Origin of the sequence: Actinokineospora terrae, from assembly GCF_900111175.1 — a bacterium.
GTDB lineage: Bacteria > Actinomycetota > Actinomycetes > Mycobacteriales > Pseudonocardiaceae > Actinokineospora > Actinokineospora terrae.
In genome coordinates this window covers 542,810-566,162 of sequence record NZ_FOGI01000004.1, presented here as the reverse complement: position 1 = coordinate 566,162, position 23,353 = coordinate 542,810, and the positions used below count along the sequence as shown (strand labels likewise).

Annotated in this window: 24 protein-coding genes and 2 tRNA genes; 15 read left to right on the top strand and 11 right to left on the bottom strand. The window is 70.7% G+C overall.

Annotation, left to right across the window (positions count from 1 at the left end; all coding sequences use genetic code 11):
• The first annotated feature begins 2 nt into the window (after positions 1–2).
• Complete coding sequence (locus BMY07_RS11215) at positions 3–638, top strand: mycothiol-dependent nitroreductase Rv2466c family protein (RefSeq protein ID WP_092777193.1); 636 nt, start codon at positions 3–5, stop codon at positions 636–638.
• 141 nt (positions 639–779) lie between these two features.
• Positions 780–2,207 (top strand): aldehyde dehydrogenase family protein, encoded by a 1,428-nt coding sequence (locus tag BMY07_RS11210; RefSeq protein ID WP_092777390.1) that lies wholly within the window; start codon positions 780–782, stop codon positions 2,205–2,207.
• 3 nt (positions 2,208–2,210) lie between these two features.
• Here the strand turns inward: BMY07_RS11210 and BMY07_RS11205 are convergent, their stop codons facing one another.
• Complete coding sequence (locus BMY07_RS11205; RefSeq protein ID WP_092777191.1) at positions 2,211–3,011, bottom strand: MBL fold metallo-hydrolase; 801 nt, start codon at positions 3,009–3,011, stop codon at positions 2,211–2,213.
• 101 nt (positions 3,012–3,112) lie between these two features.
• On the opposite strand from BMY07_RS11205, the gene BMY07_RS11200 reads away from it, so the two are divergent.
• Both BMY07_RS11200 and BMY07_RS11195 read left to right on the top strand, forming a co-directional pair.
• Positions 3,113–3,583 (top strand): ribose-5-phosphate isomerase, encoded by a 471-nt coding sequence (locus BMY07_RS11200; RefSeq protein ID WP_092777189.1) that lies wholly within the window; start codon positions 3,113–3,115, stop codon positions 3,581–3,583.
• Positions 3,584–3,777: 194 nt separating this feature from the next.
• A complete protein-coding gene (locus tag BMY07_RS11195; protein ID WP_092777187.1) occupies positions 3,778–4,590 on the top strand; it encodes an Fpg/Nei family DNA glycosylase in 813 nt (270 codons plus the stop codon).
• On the opposite strand, the gene BMY07_RS11190 is transcribed toward BMY07_RS11195, so the two are convergent.
• The 4 genes from BMY07_RS11190 to BMY07_RS11175 form a co-directional block, all read right to left on the bottom strand.
• Positions 4,587–5,363 carry a hypothetical protein gene (locus BMY07_RS11190; protein WP_092777185.1) on the bottom strand — a complete coding sequence of 259 codons (777 nt, stop codon included), beginning with the start codon at positions 5,361–5,363 and terminating at the stop codon, positions 4,587–4,589. The genes BMY07_RS11195 and BMY07_RS11190 overlap by 4 nt on opposite strands.
• 66 nt (positions 5,364–5,429) lie before the next feature.
• Positions 5,430–6,632, bottom strand: coding sequence for a GNAT family N-acetyltransferase (locus tag BMY07_RS11185; protein ID WP_177215525.1), 1,203 nt, complete (start codon positions 6,630–6,632; stop codon positions 5,430–5,432).
• Positions 6,633–6,770: 138 nt separating this feature from the next.
• On the bottom strand, positions 6,771–7,196 hold the full coding sequence (locus tag BMY07_RS11180) for an NUDIX hydrolase (protein WP_177215524.1): 426 nt from the start codon (positions 7,194–7,196) through the stop codon (positions 6,771–6,773).
• A 335-nt stretch (positions 7,197–7,531) separates the two neighbouring features.
• A tRNA-Gly gene (locus tag BMY07_RS11175) sits at positions 7,532–7,602 on the bottom strand.
• 68 nt (positions 7,603–7,670) lie between these two features.
• On the opposite strand from BMY07_RS11175, the gene BMY07_RS11170 reads away from it, so the two are divergent.
• Positions 7,671–7,744 (top strand) — tRNA-Pro (locus BMY07_RS11170).
• A 238-nt stretch (positions 7,745–7,982) separates the two neighbouring features.
• On the opposite strand, the gene BMY07_RS11165 is transcribed toward BMY07_RS11170, so the two are convergent.
• Positions 7,983–8,369, bottom strand: coding sequence for an SCO5389 family protein (locus BMY07_RS11165; protein WP_092777179.1), 387 nt, complete (start codon positions 8,367–8,369; stop codon positions 7,983–7,985).
• 153 nt (positions 8,370–8,522) lie between these two features.
• Here BMY07_RS11165 and BMY07_RS11160 point away from each other — a divergent pair, with 153 nt between their 5' ends.
• From BMY07_RS11160 to clpX, 5 genes are all read left to right on the top strand, one after another.
• Positions 8,523–9,527, top strand: a complete 1,005-nt coding sequence (locus tag BMY07_RS11160) for an LLM class flavin-dependent oxidoreductase (RefSeq protein WP_092777177.1) — start codon at positions 8,523–8,525, stop codon at positions 9,525–9,527.
• A gap of 118 nt (positions 9,528–9,645) precedes the next feature.
• Positions 9,646–11,037, top strand: coding sequence for a trigger factor (tig, locus tag BMY07_RS11155; RefSeq protein WP_092777175.1), 1,392 nt, complete (start codon positions 9,646–9,648; stop codon positions 11,035–11,037).
• A gap of 160 nt (positions 11,038–11,197) precedes the next feature.
• The gene (locus tag BMY07_RS11150) at positions 11,198–11,779 is read left to right on the top strand and encodes an ATP-dependent Clp protease proteolytic subunit (protein WP_092777388.1); all 582 of its coding nucleotides are present in this window, start codon (positions 11,198–11,200) and stop codon (positions 11,777–11,779) included.
• 45 nt (positions 11,780–11,824) lie between these two features.
• Positions 11,825–12,454: an ATP-dependent Clp protease proteolytic subunit gene (locus BMY07_RS11145; protein WP_177215539.1), complete on the top strand. Its 630-nt coding sequence runs from the start codon at positions 11,825–11,827 to the stop codon at positions 12,452–12,454.
• Positions 12,455–12,762: 308 nt separating this feature from the next.
• On the top strand, positions 12,763–14,055 hold the full coding sequence (gene clpX, locus BMY07_RS11140) for an ATP-dependent Clp protease ATP-binding subunit ClpX (protein WP_092777171.1): 1,293 nt from the start codon (positions 12,763–12,765) through the stop codon (positions 14,053–14,055).
• A 149-nt stretch (positions 14,056–14,204) separates the two neighbouring features.
• Here the strand turns inward: clpX and BMY07_RS11135 are convergent, their stop codons facing one another.
• Positions 14,205–14,441, bottom strand: a complete 237-nt coding sequence (locus BMY07_RS11135) for a hypothetical protein (RefSeq protein ID WP_092777169.1) — start codon at positions 14,439–14,441, stop codon at positions 14,205–14,207.
• Between the two features lie 120 nt (positions 14,442–14,561).
• On the opposite strand from BMY07_RS11135, the gene BMY07_RS11130 reads away from it, so the two are divergent.
• Positions 14,562–15,737 (top strand): helix-turn-helix domain-containing protein, encoded by a 1,176-nt coding sequence (locus tag BMY07_RS11130; protein ID WP_092777167.1) that lies wholly within the window; start codon positions 14,562–14,564, stop codon positions 15,735–15,737.
• Entirely contained in the window at positions 15,734–16,270 is a 537-nt protein-coding gene (locus tag BMY07_RS11125; RefSeq protein WP_177215523.1) for a flavoprotein, read from the top strand. Before BMY07_RS11130 ends, BMY07_RS11125 begins: the two co-directional genes overlap by 4 nt.
• Here the strand turns inward: BMY07_RS11125 and BMY07_RS11120 are convergent.
• From BMY07_RS11120 to BMY07_RS11105, 3 genes are all read right to left on the bottom strand, one after another.
• Positions 16,198–17,082 carry an alpha/beta hydrolase gene (locus tag BMY07_RS11120; protein ID WP_092777165.1) on the bottom strand — a complete coding sequence of 295 codons (885 nt, stop codon included), beginning with the start codon at positions 17,080–17,082 and terminating at the stop codon, positions 16,198–16,200. The two genes, BMY07_RS11125 and BMY07_RS11120, sit on opposite strands and share 73 nt — an antisense overlap.
• A gap of 655 nt (positions 17,083–17,737) precedes the next feature.
• On the bottom strand, positions 17,738–18,559 hold the full coding sequence (gene fdhD, locus BMY07_RS11110) for a formate dehydrogenase accessory sulfurtransferase FdhD (protein WP_092777161.1): 822 nt from the start codon (positions 18,557–18,559) through the stop codon (positions 17,738–17,740).
• A gap of 98 nt (positions 18,560–18,657) precedes the next feature.
• Entirely contained in the window at positions 18,658–19,995 is a 1,338-nt protein-coding gene (locus tag BMY07_RS11105; RefSeq protein ID WP_092777159.1) for an alpha-lytic protease prodomain-containing protein, read from the bottom strand.
• A gap of 125 nt (positions 19,996–20,120) precedes the next feature.
• On the opposite strand from BMY07_RS11105, the gene BMY07_RS11100 reads away from it, so the two are divergent.
• The 3 genes from BMY07_RS11100 to BMY07_RS11090 are packed head-to-tail and all read left to right on the top strand — an operon-like array spanning position 20,121 to position 22,867.
• Positions 20,121–20,915 (top strand): SDR family NAD(P)-dependent oxidoreductase, encoded by a 795-nt coding sequence (locus tag BMY07_RS11100; RefSeq protein ID WP_092777157.1) that lies wholly within the window; start codon positions 20,121–20,123, stop codon positions 20,913–20,915.
• Positions 20,916–20,948: 33 nt separating this feature from the next.
• Positions 20,949–22,451, top strand: a complete 1,503-nt coding sequence (locus BMY07_RS11095; RefSeq protein WP_092777155.1) for a phytoene desaturase family protein — start codon at positions 20,949–20,951, stop codon at positions 22,449–22,451.
• A 56-nt stretch (positions 22,452–22,507) separates the two neighbouring features.
• Positions 22,508–22,867 carry an SCO4225 family membrane protein gene (locus BMY07_RS11090; RefSeq protein ID WP_143073436.1) on the top strand — a complete coding sequence of 120 codons (360 nt, stop codon included), beginning with the start codon at positions 22,508–22,510 and terminating at the stop codon, positions 22,865–22,867.
• Positions 22,868–22,991: 124 nt separating this feature from the next.
• On the opposite strand, the gene BMY07_RS11085 is transcribed toward BMY07_RS11090, so the two are convergent.
• Positions 22,992–23,237 (bottom strand): mycoredoxin, encoded by a 246-nt coding sequence (locus tag BMY07_RS11085; RefSeq protein WP_092777151.1) that lies wholly within the window; start codon positions 23,235–23,237, stop codon positions 22,992–22,994.
• Between the last annotated feature and the right edge of the window lie 116 nt (positions 23,238–23,353).

Below are 23,353 nucleotides of genomic sequence, written 5' to 3'. Positions count from 1 at the left end.
TCATGACCGCAGCACAGCACGCCGACACTGGGAACAAGACCAGGGTCGACTTCTACTTCGACCCGATCTGCCCGTTCGCCTGGATCACCTCGCGCTGGATCCTCGAGGTCGAGAAGCACCGCGAACTCGACCTCCGGTTCCGCGTGATGAGCCTCTCGGTGCTCAACGCCGACAAGCCCGACCTGCCCGAGCAGTACCGCGAGCTGCTCTCGCGCGGCTGGGGTCCGGTCCGGGTCGCGATCGCCGCCGCGCAGCACCACGGCGAGGAGGTCCTGCGCGACCTGTACACCGCGCTGGGCACCCAGATCCACAACAAGGGCGTCAAGGACTACTCCGAGGCGATCGCCGCCGCGCTGGCCGAGGTGGGCCTGCCCGCCGAGCTCGCCGAGGCCGCGACCAGCACCGAGTACGACGAGGCGCTGCGCAAGTCGCACCACGAGGGCATGGACCCGGTCGGCCAGGAGGTCGGCACCCCGACCATCCACATCGACGGGGTCGCGTTCTTCGGCCCGGTCCTCACCGAGATCCCGCGCGGGGACGACGCCCTGCGGGTGTTCGACGGCGCGGTGGCGCTGGCGAGCTACCCGAACTTCTTCGAGCTCAAGCGCACCCGCACCGGCGACCTCAAGTTCGACTAGGTCCCGGGGGTTCGACCAGGCCCCGGCCCACCCACCCGGGTCACGTCCACCCGGGTGGGGCGCCCCGGCCGTGCGCGCGGCGGCCTCGATGTGACACTCTGACCCCGAAACGGTCGTCAGGTGTCACAAGTGGAGGTCGTCATGGCTGCCCCCGTCACCGTCCGCGCAGGTCACGTGCTCGGCGGCACGCTGGTCGAGTCCGCAGGGGAGCGGATCGAGGTGGTGAACCCGGCCACCGAGGAGGTCATCGCCACCGTCCCCGCGGGCACCCCGGCCGACGTGGACACCGCCGTGGTCGCCGCGGCGGAGGCGTTCCCCGCCTGGGCCGCCCGCGACCCGCGCGAGCGCGCCGCCGTCGTCCGCAAGGTCGCCGAGGGCCTCGTCGCCCGCCGCGCCGAGATCGCCGCGCTGATCACCGCCGAGATGGGCTCGCCGATCGGGTTCGCCACCAAGGTCCAGGCGTCCCTGCCCGCCGCGACCACCGCGGGCATCGCCGACCTGCTCGACGGCGGCTACGCCTTCACCGAGGAGATCGGCAACTCCCTGGTGGTGCGCGAGCCGATCGGCGTGGTCGGCGCGATCACCCCGTGGAACTACCCGCTGCACCAGATCGCCGCGAAGGTCGCCCCGGCGCTGGCCGCGGGCAACACCGTGGTGCTCAAGCCGAGCGAGGTCGCCCCGCTCAACGCCAACCTGTTCCTGGAGATCCTCGCCGCGGCGGGCGTGCCGGACGGCGTGGTGAACCTGGTGCACGGCACCGGTCCCGTCGTCGGCGCCGCGATCGCCGCGCACCCCCGGGTCGACATGGTCTCCTTCACCGGCTCCACCGCCGCGGGCAAGGCCGTGTCCGCGGTGGCCGCGCAGACGGTCAAGCGGGTCGCGCTGGAACTGGGCGGCAAGTCGGCCAACGTGGTCCTCGACGACGCCGACCTGGCCAGGGCCGTCAAGATCGGCCTGGCGAACACCTACATCAACGGCGGCCAGACCTGCACCGCGTGGACCCGCATGCTGGTGCCCGCCGACCGGCACGACGAGGCCGTCGACCTGGCCGTGGCCGCCGCCGCGAAGTACACCGTCGGCGACCCGCTCGACGAGTCCACCCGGATCGGCCCGATGGCCTCGGCCGCCCAGCGCGACCGCGTGCTCGACTACATCCGCGTCGGCGTCGAGGAAGGCGCGACCCTCGCCCACGGCGGCAAGACCGACGACCTACCCGAGCGCGGCGCCTACGTGCCCGCCACGATCTTCGCCGGGGTCCGCTCGGACATGCGGATCGCCCAGGAGGAGATCTTCGGCCCGGTGCTGTCGATCCTGCCCTACGCCGACGAGGACGAGGCCGTGGCGATCGCCAACTCCACCGTCTACGGCCTGGCGGGCGCGGTGTTCGGCGCCGACCAGGACCGGGCGGTCGCGGTCGCCAAGCGCTTGCGCACCGGCCAGGTCGACGTCAACGGGGGCGCCTTCAACCCGGTCGCGCCCTTCGGCGGCTACAAGCAGTCGGGCAACGGCCGCGAACTGGGCCGCTTCGGGCTGGAGGAGTTCCTGGAGGTCAAGTCCATCCAGCGCTAGCGGCTACGCGACCCGTCCCCGTTCCAGCGCGGGACGGGTCGCCTCCTCCGGATAAGGGCTCTGCGCAACGGCTTCGTCCACGGTGAGGGTCCCGCTGCGCACGCCGTCGAACAGGCTCGCGATCACCGCCAGCTCGGCCCGTTGCCCGCGAACGAAACCCGGGTCCACTGGCTCGCCGTGACCGGGCACGATGACCCGCGGTCCCAGGTCCAGCAAGGCGTCCAGCGCGGACGGCCACTTGAGCGGGTAGCCGTCCCCGCCGATCGACGGCGGGGCGCCCTGTTCGACGGTGTCGCCCGCGAACAGCACGCCCTCGTCGGGCACGTGCACCACGATGTCGTTGTCGGTGTGGCCGTACCCGGGGTGCAGCAGCGTCACCGCGCGGCCGCCGAGGTCGAGGTCGACGCGGTCGGCGACCTCGTGCGTGGGCAGGACGACCCGCGCGGCCAGCAGGCGCTCGGCGAGGTCGTCGCGGCCGGATTCCCGATATCGCGCGGCCCAGGACTCGGCCTGCGCGCGGGCGCCGTCGACGATCTCCGCGGTGCACCGGGGGTGCGCCCAGACGTCGGCGCCGGGGAACGCCGTCGTGCCGAGGAAGTGGTCCCAGTGCGCGTGGGTGATCGCGACCGTCCACGGCAGATCGGTGACCTCGCGGACCGCGGCGGCCCACTGCGCGCCGTGCGCCTCGTCGGTCCCGGTGTCGATCACCAGACACCCGGTGTCGCCGACGACCAACCCCAGCGTCTGGTCCAGTTCGGTGTAGCGGCAGGCGAACACCCGGTCAGCAAGTTCGATCCATCGCATCCCGGGTTTCTACACGATCCGGGGCAATCCGCCTGTAACCCCGACCACGCCGCCCGCGCCCGGTTGGGGCTCGACGGGCCGCTGATGGCACACTCAGCGCCGTGCGCGTATACCTGGGATCCGACCACGCGGGCTTCGAACTGAAGACCCACCTCGTCGAGCACCTCACCGCCGCGGGCCACGACGTCGTCGACGTCGGCCCGCACGCCTACGACGCCCTCGACGACTACCCGCCGTTCTGCGTGGAGACCGCGCGCCGCGTGGTGGCCGACCCGGGCAGCCTCGGCGTGGTGCTCGGCGGCTCCGGCAACGGAGAGCAGATCGCGGCCAACAAGGTGCCCGGCGCCAGGGCCGCCCTCGCCTGGAGCGTGTCCACCGCGCAACTGAGCCGCGAGCACAACGACGCCCAACTCATCGGTGTCGGCGCCCGCCAGCACAGCACCGAGGAGGCCACCGCCATCGTGGACGCCTTCCTCGCCACCCCCTTCTCCGGCGACGAGCGCCACCAGCGCCGCATCGACCTGCTCACCGAGTACGAGCGCACCGGCGAACCGCCCGCCCTGCCTGCCTGACTCGACTTGCAATGCTCGATGGGGCGGACTTGTTTGCGCGGGGTGGCGGCGTCCGTAAGCTCGCCGCGCGGGGAGGGCCGCTTTTCAGGCCCCGCCTTTGTGCTCTTCCCAGGACGCCGCAGGGGCCCCGCGCAAAACAAGTTCGCCCCATCGAGCCCACCGCACCACCTTCCGCTCGATGGGGTGAATCTCGCGTGCCCGAAGGGCATACGCTGCATCGCTTGGCCCTCCAGCATCACAAGGCTTATGCGGGTACGCCGGTTCGGGTGAGCAGTCCGCAGGGGCGGTTCTCGGCTGACGCGTCGCTTGTGGACGGTTCGGTGCTTGAGCTGGCCGAGGCGCACGGGAAGCACCTGTTCCACGTGTACGGGCCTGACCGTGTCGTCCACGTGCACCTGGGCCTCTACGGCACGTTCACCGACGGCGAGCCGCCCGCCCCCGACCCTGTGGGCCAGATCCGCATGCGGCTGGTCGGCGGGACACAGTGGACGGACCTGCGCGGCCCGACCCGCTGCGAACTGCTGACCGACGTCGAGGTCGACGCCCTGCGCGCCCGCCTCGGCCCCGACCCGCTGCGCGACGACGCCGACCCGGAGCGGGTGTGGGCGCGGGTCTCCCGCTCGCGGGCCGCGGTGGCGGTGCTGCTGATGGACCAGTCCGTGATCGCCGGCGTCGGGAACGTGTACCGGGCGGAGTTGCTGTTCCGCCACGGCATCCACCCGTCCGTGCTCGGCCGCGACCTCGACCGGGCGCTGTGGGACGAGATGTGGCCGGACCTGGTCGCGCTCATGGAGTTGGGCGTCCACAGAGGACGAATCGACACGGTCCGCGACGAGCACCTGCCCGAGGCGACCGGGCGCGCGCCCCGGCAGGACCGGCACGGCGGCGAGGTCTACGTCTACCGCCGCACCGGGATGCCCTGCCTGGTCTGTGGAACCCCTATCCGCACCGAGGTTCTAGCAGCGCGCAACAACTACTGGTGCCCGACCTGTCAGCCCGCGGTTTAGAAGAAGTCCCCGCCGCCGAAGTCGCTGCCACCACCGAAATCGCCGCCGCCGTAGTCCCCGCCGCCATAATCGCCGCCGTAGTCACCACCAGTGTCACCGCCGTAGTCACCGCCCGAGTCGGCGATCGCGTCAGCCTGGCCCGCGTCGTAGCCCGACTCCCACGCCGCCGCGTCCGGGATGCCCGCCATGCCGGTGAACATCGCGTCGAACAGCAGCACGGTCCCGATGCCCCAGGCGCCCGCCACCAGCGCGGGCTTCCACCACGGCTCGCTGTACCAGCCCTGCGGCACCGGCCTGCCCGCCACGCGGCCACCCGGGTAGTAGTGCGGCGTCCCCCGTCCGGGCATCGGCGACGCCTCGTACGAGTGACCCTCGACGGTCACCCTGCGGTCCTGCTCGACCTTGCCCGCGCGCTGCTGCTCGGGGTCGGCGGGCAGTTCGGGACCGGGGTCCAGGCCCATCGCCAGCCGGGCGGCGCGCACGTAGTACAGGCCCTCCATCGCCGTCTTGGTGACCAGCCTGGCCTGCTCCACGGTGCTCGCCTGCTCCATCTGCGACCCGGCGGCGGTGTAGCGCTCGGCCGCGTCGGCGATCGCCTGCTTGGACGGCTCGTCGGTGCCGGTCAGGTTCATCACCTGCCCGCCCAGCCGCTCGACCCAGCGCCGCGCGTCGGCCTTCGCGTCGTCGAGCGCCCGGGCGGCGCGGTTGCGCGACCACACGACTCCCAGGACCACCACCGCGAGGATGATGACCACCACGATCGCCCCGCCCATGGCGCCTCCTTCGTCCGCTTACCCGGGACAACGTGGAACGCCTCCGCGAGGGTTCCCGGGTATCGCTCAGAACACCTCGCGGCAGGACGGCTCGCGCTCGGCGAGCATCGCGTTCGACAGCGCCGCCGCCGCTCCCACCGTGTGTTCGCGCACCAGGCCTGCGGCGGCAAGAGTGCTCAATCGGATACCGCCTAGGTAGGCCGCGCCTAGATCCCGAACATCCAGCTCTAGGTCCGGTGCCGCTTCGGTGCTCGCCACGGTCATCTGACCACCGTTGGCGACTAGGTGCCACCGACCCGTGTTCCACGGGCAGAACGCGTCAGCCACCTCGACCACGACGTCCACCGGCGCCAGATATCCGCGTAGAGGCAACGCGCGTTCCAGGTCGGTCAGGCGGATGTGCAGCGCGTGAAATCGCTTCCGTAGTGCGATCCGGGAGTCAGGTAGCAGCAACGTCAGCGGGTCGTCTCCACTGCCCTCGTACTCGACCGTAGTCACGAGGTCGATGTCGAGCAGGTAGCGCCATAGGCCGGTGACCGCTTGGGGCGTGTTGGCGATGAACTCGTGCACGAACAGGGTCCCGCCCGGCCCGTTGTCAGTCCACTTCGGTTGCGCCCGGTAGACGGCGTACCCGTCCGGGTGCACGGCGAAGCGGAGCGGCGTGCGCCCCGCCTGCACTCGGGCGGAGTCGTAGAAGTGGTAGTCCCAGTTGCCATCGATGCGCGTCAGCGGCCCCACCGTGGTCTCGGCGAACCGCTCGTAGAGCCCGCGGACCACCGGCATGGCCTCCTCCCGCGGTAGCTCGCGCACCACGGTCGGGTCGGCGTCGACTCCGACTCGGAACGGCACCTTCGTCGGCACCGTGAAGTGGGTGATCTCGCTGGCCACCCCGTACCCGTACCGCCCGTAGATGGCCGATTCCGAAGCCCACAGCGCCGACACCGCCTGGCCGGACCGGGGCAGGACGGCGCGCATGATCTTCGTCAGCACGCCGCGCCTGCGGTGGTCCGGTGCGACCGCCACCGAGGTGAGCCCGGCGACCCGCACCAGTGCCCCGCCCGGGACCCGGAGGCCGCGGTCCTGCACCTGGGCCGCGCCGACCTGGCGGTCGCCCGCGTAGGCGCCCAGGTTCACCGAGTGCTCGGTGAGCCCGACCTCCTTGGCCCGGATCTCCTCGATGCTGTGGTTGGCCAGGAACGCCGCCGCCAGCACCGCTGGTGTCGTCGCCGCCTCGTCGGTGGTCTGCTGCCGCACGGTGTAGGTGTCCACGACCGGGTGTTTACGGCAGATCCCCGGAGCCCGCCAGGGATTTCCGCCCCGGGGCCGGGATGGGCGTACGCGACTACCGGGACGGGGACTCGGTCCACGGTGTGGCGTACGCGCGTCACCCGGCCGGGCGAGTGTTGATCACGTGAAGTAGGTCTCGCCGTCGAGGCTGTGCTCGATGACGGTGCGGGTGGCCTCGGACACCGGCAGCTCGTGCAGCCGCTCGGGCTCGAGCCAGGCCGCCCGCGCGGACGACAGCCGACCGCCGACCGGGCGGCCGCGGAAGCAGATCGCCAGCTCCGCGCTCCACGGCTCGCCGGGATCGGTGAACACCCCGACCAGGCCGGTGATCTCCACCCACACCCCGGTCAGCGCCTCGACGGCCCGCACGGCCGCCACCGGGAGCGCCTCGGTGGCCGGTTGCGGCTTGCCGGGCAGCCGGTACCCGCCGTCCGCGCGGACCAGCAACACCAGCCCGGCGTCGTCGAGCACCACCACCCCCGCCCCGACCACGGTTCTCCGAACGGACAAGGACTTCGCTAGGTCGAAATAGCCGGATTGCGACATGGTCCCTGCCTACCGAACAAGCGGTCACCGGCACCACGGCCGTTGACCCGTTCTTCACGCCCGTGACCGAAAATCACCCGCCTGGCTGTGGCTCACACCACACCCCCCGACGATTCAACGGCGACGGTCGCCCCTTCCCAGGGAAACATGGGCTGGGAACGTTCCCAAGTGACGAAAGCCGATGAGACCTGATAATGGCCTGCCGGGACGACCGGGCTGAGTCGCCGGATCCACATCGGGACGTCCCGCGCCGTGGGGTCCGGGGGTCGCTCCCGGAAATGAGGTGCGAGATCGGCAGGCCCGCGCATTCCGCGGGCGCATGCCGACCCCGATCGAGCGGGCGACGGGAATCGAACCCGCGTAGCTAGTTTGGAAGACTAGGGCTCTACCATTGAGCTACGCCCGCGTACGTGTCTTGGGGTACCACGCGTGAATAAGCCTAGCGCGTGCCGCTAGGCTGGGTGACACACACCCCGGGCTGTGGCGCAGCTTGGTAGCGCATCCGCTTTGGGAGCGGAGGGTCGCAGGTTCAAATCCTGTCAGCCCGACAGGCGACGGGCGACCCGTGTCCACGGAACAGCGTGGACCGGGTCGCCCGTTTTTCATTCCCGGGGGCCGAGCCCCCGGCGCCCCCACGGTGCGTGCTCGTCGCCTTGGCGAGGGCGTGGCGTCGCGGGTGACCAGCACGTCACCAGGACTGGCGACGGTGGTCCTGTGCCACGGGACGGCAGGGGGCGGCGGGGCGGGAGGTCGCTTCCCGCCTGGTCCGCCCGCCCCCTGCCTGGCCTAGCAGTCGCGGAGCTCGGGGGACTGGTTGAGGAGTTGGCCGCGCGGGGAGATGAACGCGCGGTAGCGGTCGCCGTCCACCGCCGACGGGGTGAAGGCGGCGACGCGGTGGCAGTTCTGGAAGGCGAGCTTGACGCCGAAGTGGCGCTCCAGGCCGCCCCGGATCGCGTCGGAGGCGAGCGCGCGCAGCAGTTGGCCGCGCTCGGCCTCGCTCGGCGGGGGGATCTCGTTATCGGCGAACCCGGAGGCGTCGACCGAGGTCGCCACCGACGAGATCACCTCCCAGGCGTAAGGCAGCGAGTCGCGGACCACGGCGACGAAGTCGGCGTCGTCAACGGGGCCCGCTTCGGCGCGTGCCAACAGGTCGGCAGGCACATCGAGAGACATCCGCACCTCCAGGTCATGGGCGGCGGGAGGGCCGCTGGTACTGCGTACCGCGTTCGTTGAACACCGGACAAGACCCGCCACCGGTTCGGCCCAGTCGCGATCACCCGGCTGCCGCTTGCCCGGCCGCCACCCGGCCCGGTACGAGCAGGAAGGGTGAAACTCGGAGTGTTCCTCCTCGCCGCCCGCTTCCCCGGGCAGAGCGACGCCGATGCCCTCAAGCGCACCGTCGAGGTCGCTGTCGCCGCCGACCGGGCGGGCCTGGCCAGTGCCTGGGTCGCCGAGCACCACTTCATGCCCTACGGCACCTGCCCGGACGCCACGACTCTTGCCGCGCACCTCCTGGGTCGCACTAACCGCATCGAGATCGGGACAGCGGTAAGCGTTCTCACGACAGCGCACCCCGTCGCGTTGGCAGAGCGCGCACGGCTGCTCAGCGTCATCAGCGACAACCGCTTCCGGCTAGGCGTTGGGCGTGGTGGCCCGTGGATGGACCTAGAGGTCTTCGGTTCGTCTCTAGAGCGCTATCAGAACGGCATGCCCGGCGCCCTCGACCTTCTCCTCCGAGCACTGAAAGACCCAACCGTCGAAGGTGATGCCGACTATCCATTTCGGTCAGTCCCACTCGTACCGACACCGCTAACCCCACCGACCGTCCACGTCGCTTGCACCTCTCACGCGACGGTCGAGCTGGCAGCGGCTCGCGGCCTGCCCATGTTGCTCGGCATGCACATGACCAACGAGGAGAAGCGCGCGTTCGTAGACCACTACCGCGCCCAAGGTGGCCCTACCGACGCCGAGCACGTCTCCGCAATCTCCGTCCACGTCTCCGACTCGCGCGAAGAGGCCGTCGCCGAGGTCATGGCCACCGCCCCCGGCTGGCTCGCGGACGGCCTCGCCGCCTACATCAGGGTCGACGGCGGCCCTGGTCCCGACCGAGATCCAGTGGCGTACGCGAGGCACCTGTGCGACCTTCACCCAGTCGGCGATCCCGCCCACTGCGCGCGCGGTCTGCGGGACGCCGCGGCCGTCTCCGGGATCGACCACGTCATCGCGATGGTCGAGCTCACCGGCTCCCCTGACCACGCACTGCGCACCATCGGCGCCCTCGCGGCGGCGCAGCCGACCCCACCCGGTCCCGACCTGGGCAAGCTCGCCTAGACTCGGGGGCTGATCCAGGCCACGCGTGTCCGACCGGGCTGGACCCAGGGGTCCCGAGAGGGTGCTCCGTCACCACAGCAACCGCAGTTGTCGTAGACAGTCGCACGAGGAGAACACGTTGAAAAGCACCGTCGAGCAGCTGAGCCCGACGCGGGTCCGGATCAACGTCGAGGTGCCGTTCGACGAGCTCAAGCCGAACTTCGACCGCGCGTACCGCAAGCTCGCCAGCCAGGTCCGCATCCCCGGGTTCCGCCCGGGCAAGGCGCCAGCGAGGGTCATCGAGTCCCGCATCGGCCGCGCGCCGGTGCTCGACGAGGTGGTCAACGAGGCCATCCCGGCCAAGTACATGGAGGCGGTGACCGCGGGCGAGATCAAGGCCCTCGGCCAGCCCGACATCGAGGTCACCAAGCTCGAGGACGGCGACCACCTGGCGTTCACCGCCGAGGTCGACATCCGCCCCGACATCACCGTGCCCGCCTTCGGCGAGTTCACCGTGACCGTCGACGACGTCGAGCTCGCCGACACCGAGGTCGAGGAGCAGCTCGACGAGCTGCGCGCCCGCTTCGGCACCCTCACCGGTGCCACCCGCCCGGTCGAGGACGGCGACTTCGTCTCCATCGACCTCTCCGCCACGGTGGACGGCGAGGAGGTCGAGGACGCCAAGACCAGCGGCCTGTCCTACCAGGTCGGCTCCGGCGAGCTGATCGACGGCATCGACGAGGCCCTGCTCGGCGCCTCCGCCGGGGACACCAAGACCTTCACCACCGCGCTCGTCGCCGGTGAGTTCGCGGGCCGCGACGCCGACGTGTCGGTCACCGTCCAGTCGGTCAAGGTCCGCGAGCTGCCCGAGGTGGACGACGAGTTCGCCCAGCTCGCCAGCGAGTTCGACACCGTCGAGGAGCTGCGCGCCGACCTGCGCGAGCGGCTGGAGCGGGTCAAGCGCATGCAGCAGGGCGTCCAGGCCCGCGACAAGGTCCTCGACGCGCTGCTCGACGTCGTCGAGGTGCCGCTGCCGGACAAGGTCGTCGAGGCCGAGGTGTCCTCCCGCCAGCACGACGCGGTGCACCCGTTCGACCACGACGAGGAGAAGCTCAACGCCCACCTCGCCACCCAGGACAAGACCCGCGAAGACTTCGACGCCGAGGTGCTCGCCGAGTCGGAGAAGTCGGTCAAGACCCAGCTCATCCTCGACGCCATCGCCGAGTCCGAGCAGGTCTCGGTGTCCGACGCCGAGCTGACCGAGCGGATCATCTACCAGGCCCAGCGCTTCGGCATCAGCCCGGACGAGTACGTGCAGCGCGCCCAGCAGTCCGGCCAGCTCGGCGCGATCTTCGCCGACGTGCGCCGCGGCAAGGCGCTCGCCTCGGTCGTCCGCCAGGCCGACGTGGTGGACGCCTCCGGCAACAAGGTCGACCTCACCGAGCTGTTCGGTGCCGCCGAGGACGACGCGCCCGCCCCGGCCCCCGAGGCCACCACCGAGGCCCCGGCCGAGGAAGCGGCGGCGCGGTAGCCACCCGGAAGGCTGAAGTCGGTTTGACGCTCTGAGCGAAAGTGGGCGGTGTCGGGAAGTCGGCGCCGCCCGCCTTCGTTACTGTCGGTCTAGAGATCTAGTTGTACCCAGGCAGACTTGGAGAAGGCAGGCAGACGTGACGCAGCACCTCTCGCCCCACATGCGGTCCACCGCGGGGCTAACCCTGAACGACTCGGTGTACGAGCGGCTGCTCCGTGAGCGCATCGTCTTCCTCGGTTCCGAGGTCGACGACGAGATCGCCAACCGCATCACCGCGCAGCTGCTGCTGCTCGCCGCGGAAGACCCCGAGCGCGACATCACCTTCTACATCAACTCCCCTGGTGGCTCCGTCACCGCGGGCATGGCGATCTACGACACCATGCAGCTGATCGAGCCGGACGTGGCCACCTGGGGGATGGGCCTGGCGGCGTCGATGGGCCAGTTCCTGCTCGCCTCCGGCACCCCGGGCAAGCGCTACGCGCTCCCGCACGCCCGGATCATGATGCACCAGCCCTCGGCGGGCGTCGGCGGCACCGCGTCCGACATCGCCATCCGCGCGCAGGTGTACGCGAAGTGGAAGTACGAGATGGCGCTGATCACCGCGGAGCAGACCGGCCAGACGGTGGAGAAGGTCACCCTCGACGCGGACCGCGACCGCTGGTTCACCGCGGAGGAGGCCAAGGAGTACGGCTTCATCGACCACGTGGTGAGCCGCGCGGCCCGCGTGGGCTCGGCGAACTGATCCCGGCCGCGGACGCAGAGAAAACAGGAGCACCTCGTGAGTGAGATCCACGTCCCGCACCTCCCGCAGTCCCGCTACGTGCTGCCGTCCTTCGTGGAGCGCACGAGCTACGGGCCCAAGGAGTCCAACCCGTACAACAAGCTGTTCGAGGAGCGGGTCATCTTCCTCGGCGTCCAGATCGACGACGCCTCCGCCAACGACGTGATGGCGCAGCTGATCTACCTGGAGTCGACCGACCCCGACCGCGACATCACCATGTACATCAACTCCCCGGGTGGTTCGTTCACCTCGTTGATGGCCATCTACGACACGATGCAGTACGTCCGGCCCGACATCCAGACGTTCTGCCTGGGCCAGGCCGCCTCCGCCGCCGCCGTGCTGCTGGCCGCGGGCACCAAGGGCAAGCGGTTCGCGCTGCCCAACGTGCGCGTGCTCATCCACCAGCCCTCCACCGAGGGCGTCTACGGCCAGGTGTCGGACCTCGAGATCCAGGCCGCCGAGATCCAGCGGGTCCGCGGCGCGCTGGAGACCACCCTGGCCAGGCACACCGGCAAGGACGTCGACCAGGTCCGCCGCGACATCGAGCGCGACAAGATCCTCACCGCCGCCGAGGCCAAGGAGTACGGCATCATCGACGAGGTGCTGCCCTACCGCAAGCTCTCCACCCAGGGCTGAGTGGGCGAAATCCCTCGCCTGAGGCGGTGAGCGGTCGAAAAGACCCGACACGCGGGCCGTCAGCGGCCTACCGTGGTCGACTAAGGTTCGACACCTGCTCGACATGCGCAGTGCAGCAGATCGGCTCGCGTCGGTCCTTGCTTCTCCCGCTCGGCGGGGGTGGGCGGGTACCGTCGAGGGCAACGGTCGCGACCGGCCCGGTCACGCCGCGGTTCTCCTCGTGCCGCGCGTGACCGGGACCGGACGAGCCGGACACACAGCCAGGCGTGCCGCCCCGGGCGCGCCGGAGGGGACAGAGGTCAGCGGTCATGGCACGTATCGGTGACGGCGGAGACCTGCTCAAGTGCTCTTTCTGCGGGAAGAGCCAGAAGCAGGTGAAGAAGCTCATCGCCGGACCAGGCGTGTACATCTGCGATGAGTGCATCGACCTCTGCAACGAGATCATCGAGGAGGAGCTCGCGGAGGCGGGCGACGTGAAGCTCGACGAGCTGCCCAAGCCCGCCGAGATCCACGAGTTCCTCGACCAGTACGTCATCGGCCAGGACGACGCCAAGCGCTCGCTGGCCGTGGCGGTCTACAACCACTACAAGCGCATCCAGGCCGGTGACCGCGCCCGGCCAGAGGGCCGCGAGTCCCGCGAGGAGACCGTCGAGCTGGCCAAGTCCAACATCCTCATGTTGGGCCCGACCGGCTGCGGCAAGACCTACCTCGCGCAGACCCTCGCCAAGCTCCTCAACGTGCCGTTCGCCATCGCCGACGCCACCGCCCTCACCGAGGCGGGCTACGTCGGCGAGGACGTCGAGAACATCCTGCTCAAGCTGATCCAGGCCGCCGACTACGACGTCAAGCGCGCCGAGACCGGCATCATCTACATCGACGAGGTCGACAAGATCGCCCGCAAGAGCGAGAACCCGTCGATCACCCGCGACGTCTCCGGCGAGGGCGTGCAGCAGGCCCTGCTCAAGATCCTCGAGGGCACCACCGCCAGCGTGCCCCCGCAGGGCGGCCGCAAGCACCCGCACCAGGAGTTCATCCAGATCGACACGACGAACGTGCTGTTCATCGTGGCCGGTGCGTTCGCGGGCCTGGAGAAGATCATCCAGGACCGCATCGGCAAGCGCGGCCTGGGCTTCGGCGCCGAGATCCGCTCCAAGGCCGACATCGACGCCGCCGAGGTCTTCTCCGACACCATGCCGGAGGACCTGATCAAGTTCGGCCTGATCCCGGAGTTCATCGGCCGCCTGCCGGTGCTGGCCAGCGTCACCAACCTCGACAAGCGCTCGCTCGTGCAGATCCTCACCGAGCCGCGCAACGCCCTGGTCAAGCAGTACCAGAAGCTCTTCGAGATGGACGGCGTCGAACTCGAGTTCACCGACACCGCCCTCGAGGCCGTCGCCGACCAGGCGATCCTGCGCGGCACCGGCGCCCGCGGCCTGCGCGCCATCATGGAGGAAGTCCTCCAGTCGGTCATGTACGACATCCCCAGCCGCACCGACGTGGCCAAGGTCGTCATCACCGAGCAGACCGTCCGCGAGAACGTCAACCCCACCATCGTCTCCCGCCAACCCTCCCGCCGCGAACGCCGCGAGAAGTCGGCCTGAGACCCCAGCAAGCAGACTGAGGCCGCCTCCCCGCCCGGGGCAGGCGGCCTCAGCCATTCCCCCATCGGGCGACTCCACCCGCATGCCCTCGACCGGGTGAACCTCCGCTCCGGCCGTAGATCACAGGGGCATGTCTGCCGCCTGCGGTGTCAGGACTTCTGGCCGACGACGCCCGCGAGCACCCTCGCAGCCCGCAAGTCGGCCAACGCCGTGGCCGCGACCGACACCAACCGGTCGAGACCGTCCTCGGTCAGGACGAACTCGACGGCATCGTCCATCTCGCTGCCGAAGTGCAGCGAGACGTCTTCGTGGCTGTTCACCACGTGCGTGATCCGGCAGCCTGGGCCGACTATCGCCCAGGTGTTGACGTCTAGCGCCGTGTGCATGGTGACCTTTCGTCGTCGTCGTGCGATTCCCACGGCCGTGGGTGCGGCCGTCACGCTAGTGGCGACTGACGGTGATGGTTCGGACAAAATGTGTGACCTGGTGGCGGTTAGTCTTGGGGCGTGGAGGACTCGTTCGAGGTCGGTGCGCGGGTGCGGTACTGGCGCGATCGCAGGCGGCTCGGCCGCAAGCAGTTCGCCGACCTCGTCGGCCGGTCCACCTCCTGGCTCGACAAGGTCGAGTCCGGTGAGCGGGCACTCGAACGCCTTCCCCTGATCGAGCGCGTCGCGGAGGTCCTGGGGATCGAGCCGGGTGTCCTCACCGATCGCCGCGCAGCCGACCGCGCGCAGCAGTGCGTCGATCCCACCGAGGTCGCCGCGATCCGCGCCGCTCTCGGCCAGTACGTCGATGACGATCGCCCAGTCGACTTGGCCGCGGTGACGCGTCAGGCGACCTACCTCGACCACGCCTGGTTGTCCTCGCGTTTCACCGTTGTGGCCCGCCACCTGCCCAGCTTGATGGCCGACGCGCGGCGTGCGGTCGTGGCTGCGCCGGACCAGTTGTCAGCGCACCGGGTGAAGGTGTCGACCTACCGGCTGGCCTCGTCGGTGCTGGTGAAGTTCGACTCCACCGATCTCGCGTGGCTCGCCGCCGACCGGGCCATGCACGCCGCGCAGGGGGTTGACGATCCCTGGTCACTGGCGAGGGCGACCAGGAGTGTGGCGCGGGCGATGGGGCGGACGCAGCAGGCTGTCGCGGTGCTGACGGGGGTGGCGGATCGGGTGCGCGGGCAGGTCGTGGCGGACGAGGCGGATTTGCTGGCGGTGTACGGGATGTTGTTCCTCGCCGCCTCGATCACCGCGGCTGATCTGGGCGACGCGGGGTTCGCAGGGGAGATGCACGAGCAGGCGTCCGCGGTGGCGGGTCGGTTCGAGCCGCACTTCGCCGACCACCAGACCTGTTTCGGGGTGGCCAATGTGCGCGTGCACCGCGTCGCCGCGCTGGTCAGGCTGGGGGAGCCCGGGAAGGCCATCGAGACTGCCAGGACCATCGATCCCACTGGCCTCACTCCCGAGCGGAAGGCGAACCTCCTGCTCGACCTCACCGAGGCCCACATCGCCGTCGCCGAGCACCACAGGGCCGCGCACGTGCTCGCCCAGGCTGAGCGGGTCGCACCGGAGGAGGTCAGGTGTCGGCCGGTCGCGCATGGTCTGGTTCGCACGTTGTTGCGCCACACCACGGGTGCGCCAGCCGGTCTTGTCGCCGGGATCGCTGAGCGCGCGGGGGTCGCCGCGTGAGCAAGCCGGTTCTCTACCTGGTGGTCTGCGGTGCCGGTCCGGCCAAGAGCGTTGCCGCCATGGTCGACCTGGCATTGCCCGAGTGGGACGTCTGGTGCCTGGCCACCCCGTCCGCCGTTGAGCACTTCCTCGACCTCGACGATCTCGAACGCCGCACGGGGCACCCGGTCCGCACCACGCACCAGGGGCCACGGCAGCAGGCACTTCCCCAGGCCGACGCCGTGGTGGTCGCCCCCGCGACCTACAACACGATCAACAAGTGGGCCGCCGGGATCGCGGACACCTACGTCCTGATCCAGCTCGCCGAACTCACCGGCCTCGGCGTGCCCATCGTGGCCATGCCGTACGTGAACTCGGCGCTGGCCGGGAACCGGGTGTTCCACCGGAGCGTGGCTGAGCTGCGGGAATCGGGTGTCACTGTTCTGCTCAACGAGCCGCACGCGCCCCGGACGCCCGCCGATTACCCCTGGGCGGCGGCGTTGGGGGCGTGCTTGCCGAGGAAGTCGAGCACCGAGGGGACCACGCCGCGGTAGAAGGAGTCGCCGTGGCCGCCGGGGCCGGTGTAGGCGACCTCGGGCTTGGCCAGGCGGATGAACTTGCGGGTGCCCTCGATGAAGTGGTCCTCGGTGCCGCACCAGATGCCGACCGGGGTGCGGCCGAGCTTGTCGATGTTGCGCAGCGGGTCGAGCGCGGTCCACTCGGTGTTGTTCTTGAAGGCGCGGCGGGTGCTCATCTCGCGCCAGGACATCAGCAGACCGGGGGAGATGGCGGCCACGGCGTTGAGCGGCCTGCCCAGTTCGGCGCGGCGGCGGGCGTAGAGCAGGGCGCCGAAGCCGCCCATGGAGACGCCCGCGCAGGCGAACGGGTCGGTCGAGAGGCCGCGCTGGGCCAGCCAGCGGGGGATCTCGTCGAGCAGCATGGCCATGGAGTTGTCGCCGACGTGGTTCTCGTGCCAGTAGTTGTCGCCGCCGTCGATGGCGACGAAGGCGAACGGCGGCAGCGTGCCGTCGGCGACGCGCTTGGCCAGCGTGCGGGCCAGCCCGGTGGGGGCGGCGCGGCGGGCGTTGCCGCGCAGGCCGTGCAGGAACAGGCAGACGGGCAGGTTCCGCGCGGGCAGTTCCGTGGGCAGCATGGTGACCAGGTCGACATCGGTCCCCCGCGCCGTCGACCGCACCCGCTCGGTCCGGATCACCGGGTCGACCCCACCGACGGCCTCGGCGAGCGCGGTGAGCACCGGCAACGCACCGGTCGCCGCCCCGAGCGCGATCCCCCCGGTCGTGGCAGCAGCGGCCCCCGCGACGAGCAGCGTCCGCCTGCTCACCCGCACCGACCCGAATCCCGCCATGGTCCCTCCCCGAACCTTTGACGGACCCCAGCCGCGCCCGGGTTCGTCACCCCACTCAATCGTGTCCGGCGCCGCCGACGTTTCTCGGTTCAGACACAGACTGTGCGCACCCCCCGAAAATGACCCCCCGACCAGCCGAGCGGGTCGCGCGATGTTGCCGACATCACCCCCCAGACACGCAGGTCAGCGACCCGCCCCCGACCGCCACACCCTGCACTGCCAGCCCGAACCTCGCGTGGAAACTGGCCCGCGCCCTGGACACCACCTCGTCGGCGGTCAATCGATCGGAGTACGGCCGGAGTCACGCCCACCACCCCGCTCCCTACACCCCGGCGGCCGCCGCCCACCATGATCAACTCCGCTCCCGGGGCCCTCCCTCCCGGGGCCCGGGGGCCCATCTCTGAACCTATCGAACCCGGTGGTTTGTCAATAGGGAGCGCGGAAGGGCTGTGGATGGTTCGGGGGCATGTGGATGGATCGACGCCGGCACGGCAGTCGAGGCCCGTCGCGAGGCCCGTCGCGAGGCCCGTCGCGAGGCCCGTCGCGAGGCCCGTCGCGAGGCCCGTCGCGAGGCCCGTCGCGAGGCCTGTCGCGAGGTCTGTGCCGACCGTGCGCGCCGAGCGGGCGAGGGTGGGCGTGTCGGACGGCGGCGAGGTCACTCGACTCGTGTGTCGCCGGTGTAGAGGTTCATCGTCTCGCCGCGCAGGAACCCGACCAGCGTCATCCCCTGCTCGTCCGCCAGTTCCACCGCCAGCGACGACGGCGCCGACACCGCCGCCAGCACCGGCACGCCCGCCATCGCGGCCTTCTGCACCAGTTCGAACGACGCCCGCCCCGACACCAGCAGCACCGTCCCGGCGAGCGGCACCAGTCCCTGCTGCAGCGCCCAGCCCAGCACCTTGTCGACCGCGTTGTGCCGCCCGACGTCCTCCCGGACCACCAGTGCCCGACCGTCCGGGGTGAACAGTCCGGCCGCGTGCAGGCCCCCGGTGCTGCCGAACACCTTCTGCTTCTCGCGCAGCACGTCCGGCAGCCCGGCCAGCACGTCCACCGATACCCGCACCGGGTCGGCGGCGGGGGAGTACCGCGTCTTGAGCCGGACCGCGTCCAGCGCCGCCTTGCCGCAGACCCCGCAGGACGAGGTCGTGTAGAAGTTCCGTTCCACCCCTACATCCGGCGGCGGGACACCGTCGGCGAGGGCGATGTCGAGCACGTTGTAGGTGTTGCGCCCCTGGTCGTCGACGCCGTCGCAGTAGCGGGCGACCGCGATGTCGGCCCGGTCCCCGATGACCCCCTCGGTCAGCAGGAACCCGTGCGCCAGTTCCACGTCGTGCCCCGGGGTGCGCATGGTGACCGCCAGGGCCCGCCCGCCGACCCGGATCTCCAGCGGCTCCTCGGCCGCCAGCGCGTCCGGCCTGCTCCGCCGCCCGTCCGGACCGACCCGGACCACCGGCCTGCGCACCGTCACCCGTCCCATGCGCCCAAGCCTAGGCCCGGAAATGAAAGGTGGGCCGCTCCCGACGCCTGCGTTCGTCGGGAGCGGCCCGCTCAGGGGGTTACCGCGTCAGTCCTGGGTCAGGACCGTGCCCACAGCGACGGCACGTTCGGCGGCTCCCAGCCAGGCAGGGAGTAGTGACCCTGGATGGCCCGGTAGCTGGCGCCGCCGTAGGTGACAGTCGCGCCAACCGCGTAGTTGGTGTAAGCGGCCCAGGTACCGCCACCGGGGTTACCGGAGGTGGTCGTGGTGGGGTTGGTGGTCGGGTTCGGACCACCCTGGGTCAGCAGGCGCAGGCTGTAGACCTGCAGGATCTCGTTGACCGGCTGGAAGTAGAAGGTGCCGCCCTGGCTGCAGTTGCCCGAGCCACCGGAGGTGACGCCCTGCGCCTGGTCGCCCGCCAGCCACGAACCGCCCGAGTCGCCCGGCTCGGCGCACGCGCTGGTCCGGGTCAGGCCGGTCACGGTGCCCTGGGGGTAGGTCACCGAGGAGTTCTTCTGCTGGATGGTGCCGCAGCGCCAGCCCGTGGTGGAGCCGGAGCGGCAGACCGACGCGCCGACGGCGGCCTCGGTGCTGCCCGCGACGGCCACGTTCTGGCCGCCGGAGTAGCGGTTGACCAGCGGCCGGGGGGTGTTGCCCGCGGCGACGCGGACCCAGCCGTAGTCGTTGCCGGGGAAGCTCGACGCGACGACCGACCCGCTGGGGTTGGTGGTCTGGGTGCCCGCCGTGCCGCAGTGGCCCGCGGTGACGAACCCGCCCTCGACCGAGAACCCGATCGAGCAGCGGCTGCCGCCGAAGCTGTAGGCGTTGCCACCGATGACGTCGATGAACGGCCGTGGCTCCTCGGCCGAGGTCTCGAAGCGCACGGCGGCGGTGTCGAGGCCGCTGGCCTTGACCCACGCGGCGGCGGCGTCCTGTCCGCCCGCCTTGGTCAGCACGACCACCGCGTTGGTGGTCACGTCGACGTACCAGCCCGGGACGGACTTGGGCACCTTGCGCGCGTTGTCGTCGAGCCGGGACTTGGCCGAGTCCAACTGCGCCTGGCTGCGGCTGACGACCTTCGGCACCGCGCCGAGGCCGCGCACCTGGTCCGCCTTGGCGGCGTCGGTGACCGCGACGGTCAGCGTGGTGGCGCCCGCGTCCAGCCAGGCACCGCCGAAGTTCGCGCCGAGGGTGCCGCGCAGGGCGCTCTCGGTCTTGGTCGCCTTGTACTCGCGGTTCAGGCGCTGCTTGGCCTGCTCCGTGGTGATCTTCAGGTCCCGGGACATGGCGCTGAGGACCTCGGGCGAGGTCGAGTCGGCGGCGGTGACAGCGGGGGCGGCCTGGCCCGCGGTCGCCGCCGGGGTCATGGCGATGGCCGTGGACAGGCCTGCCGCCGTGAGTGCTGCCAGTGCGGCAGCGGTGAACTTGCGATTCATCACGCTCTCCAATTGAGGGCGAGTTGTGCAGGGTAAGTCCCGACGGTAGGAGGGGGATCACCCATATTGGTACATACCAATGAGGTCATACCTCCCATTTCGACCGCTACTGGGAAGGTGGGAACATGAATACTGGGAACAACTCCGGCGCCGAGGGCACCCGGCCACCACGCCGCGTACTGGTTACCGGCGCGTCCGGTGGTATAGGCGCCGCCGTGGCCCGCGCTTTCGCCGCGCTGGGTGACCGGATCGCGGTGCACTACTCCAGTCGGGTGGATCGGGCCGAGCGGCTCGTCGCCGAGTTGCCCGGCGATGGTCATCTGGTCGTCGGCGCCGACCTGTCGGACCCGGCCGCCATCCCGCCGTTCGTCGAAGCCGTCGTGGACGGTCTTGGTGGCGTGGACGTGCTGGTGAACAACGCCGCGGTGCTCACCCCGGCGCACCCGCCGGTGACCACGTCGTATGAGGAATGGACCAAAGCCTGGCAGGACGTGCTCGCGGTCAACCTGCTCGGCGCGGCCAACCTGACCCACCAGGTCGCGGTGCGGATGATCGAGCAGGGCGGCGGCGGCCGGATCGTCAACGTCGGTTCGCGGGGTGCCTTCCGCGGCGAGCCGCAGCACCCGGCGTACGGCGCGAGCAAGGCCGGTCTGCACGCGCTGGGGCAGTCCCTGGCGGTCGCGCTGGCCCCGCACGGGATCGCGGTCACGTCGGTGGCGCCGGGGTTCGTCAACACCGAGCGGGTGTCCGAGCGGCTGGCGGGGTCGGCGGGGGAGGCGATCCGCGCGCAGAGCCCGTTCGACCGGGTCGCGACGCCGGAGGAGATCGCCGGGGCGGTGGTCTACCTGGCGTCGGCGGAGGCGCTGTGGGCGTCGGGGACGATCCTTGACCTCAATGGGGCCTCTTACCTGCGCACATAGGCTGTTCGCCCGCGGGCCAGTACGGTCGGCTGGGTGGACGCATATGACGTTGTCGTGGTGGGCGGCGGGCACAACGCTCTAGTCGCCGCCGCCTACCTCGCCCGCGCCGGACGCTCGGTACTCGTAGTGGAACGGCTCGGTCATGTCGGCGGTGCCGCTGTTAGCGCTAGCCCGTTCCCTGGGGTGCGCTTGTCGCGGTACTCCTACCTTGTCAGCTTGCTTCCGGATCAGATCGTGTCCGACCTTGGCCTACGGCTGACACTGCGCTCTCGGTCGGTTTCCTCTTACACCCCAGTTGAACGCGACGGCGTGCATACCGGTCTGCTGGTGGGTGGTGCTGACACGGCGGAGTCGTTCCGCGCTCTTACCGGCTCTGACGCTGAGTACGACCGCTGGCGCGAGTTCTACGGTGCTATGGCACGGCTGGCGGAGGCTGTCGCGCCGACGATGCTGGAACCGTTGCCCAGTCGTGAGGCTCTCCGCGAGCTCGTGATCTCCGCCGCGGGCTCAGACGCTTGGCGGTGGGTGTTCGAGCAGCCCTTGGCCGAGACGTTGGAAGAGGTCTTCACCAACGACGTCGTCCGGGGCGTCGTCGCCACTGACGGCCTGATCGGCACCCACACCTCGCTGGCCGACCCGGACCTCGCCGCGAACCGCTGCTTCCTGTACCACGTCATCGGCAACGGCACGGGCGACTGGCGCGTCCCGGTCGGCGGCATGGGCGCGGTGACCAGCGAACTGGCCCGCGTCGCCCGCGAGTCCGGCGCCCGGCTGCTGACCGACGCCGAGGTCGTTTCCGTTGCCGCGGACGGAGTCACCGCCGAGGTCGTCTGCCGGCACGCCGACGAGGAGATCACCGTCGGCGCCCGCCACGTCCTCGCGGGCGTCGCCCCCTCGGTGCTCGACCGACTGCTGGGTCGACCCGCCCGCCCGGCCGCGCCCGGTGCCCAGCTGAAGGTCAACCTCCTGCTGGACCGCCTGCCCCGCTTGAAGTCCGGCGTCCGCCCGGAGGACGCCTTCGCGGGCACCTTCCACCTGGACGAGACCTACGACGACCTGGAAACCGCCTACCGCGAGAGCGCGTCCGGTCGACTGCCAACCCGCCCACCGGGCGAGATGTACTGCCACACCCTCACCGACAGGTCCATTGTGGACTCCCCAACCGCCCACACCCTGACCCTGTTCGGCCTGCACACCCCCGACACCCTGTTCGCCGACCCGAACGCCCGCGACGAACTGGTGAACCGCTACCTCGCCGGCCTCAACCGCTACCTCCTGGACCCCGTCGAATCCTGCCTCTCCACCACCAACGGCGTCCCCTGCCTGGAAGCCCGCACCCCGCAAGACCTGGAAGCCGAACTCGCCATGCCCCGCGGCAACATCTTCCACGGCCCCCTGACCTGGCCCCACGGCACCGGCTGGGGCGTGGAAACCGACACCCCCAACCTCCACCTCTGCGCCAGCGCCACCCAACGCGGCGGCGGCGTGAGTGGCCTGGGCGGCCACAACGCCGCCATGGCCCTCCTCCGCGCCTAGTCCCGAGGCCCCTTCTCGGCCCAGCACGGGTGGGTGAGCGGGTCTGCGGTGCGGAGATGGTCCTCGTGCGGGCGTGCTGGGGAACCGGCAGGCTTGTCGGGGTGACGACAAGCGGCCGGGCCACCAGGTGGAGCAATCGACGGGCGGCGCGCAAGGTGGTGCTGGGGTACATCGCCGTCATCACCGTGGTGTTCGCCGTCGTGGCCGTGGTGCTGGCGGTCAACGAGTCCGCCGACGCCTCGTTCGCGCCGGTGCTTGCTGTGGCGGTGACCCTGCCCGCGTCGCTGCTGATCATCCTGGTGCCCGAACTACCCCACCCCTGGGACGGCATCACCGCGAGCGCCACCCTCGTCGGCGCGGCCCTCTTCCAGGCCTGGCTGCTCTGGCTCCTCTTCCGAGGCCACCGGACCGCCTGACGTCCGGACCGCCTGACGTCCGAACTACCGCCCGGGCAACCCGACCACTCGCGTCGGTGCGCCGATCACGCGGGATGGTGGTTGTCCCACCACCCCGCAGCGGTCCGCGTTGACTGAGCCCGGCTCAGCCCAGCTCTGCCTTCACCTGCGCCAGTGACGGGTTGGTCAGCGCGGCGCCGTTGGGGAAGTGCAGGGTCGGGACGGTCTGGTTGCCGCCGTTGACGGACATGACGTACTCGGCGGCGCCCGGGGTCTCCTCGATGTCGACCTCGACGTACTCGATGCCCTCGGCGTCCAGTTGCGTCTTGAGCCTGCGGCAGTAGCCGCACCAGGTGGTGGAGTACATGGTCAGCGTCTCGGGCGCGGACATCGAGGGCTCCCTCATCGGCGAGTCGGTCGGTCACCAGCATCAACGCCAGGACCGTCACTCCGATGCCACCCAACCATGAGGCGCACGTCACACCGCGACCGGTACCCGGGCCGTTG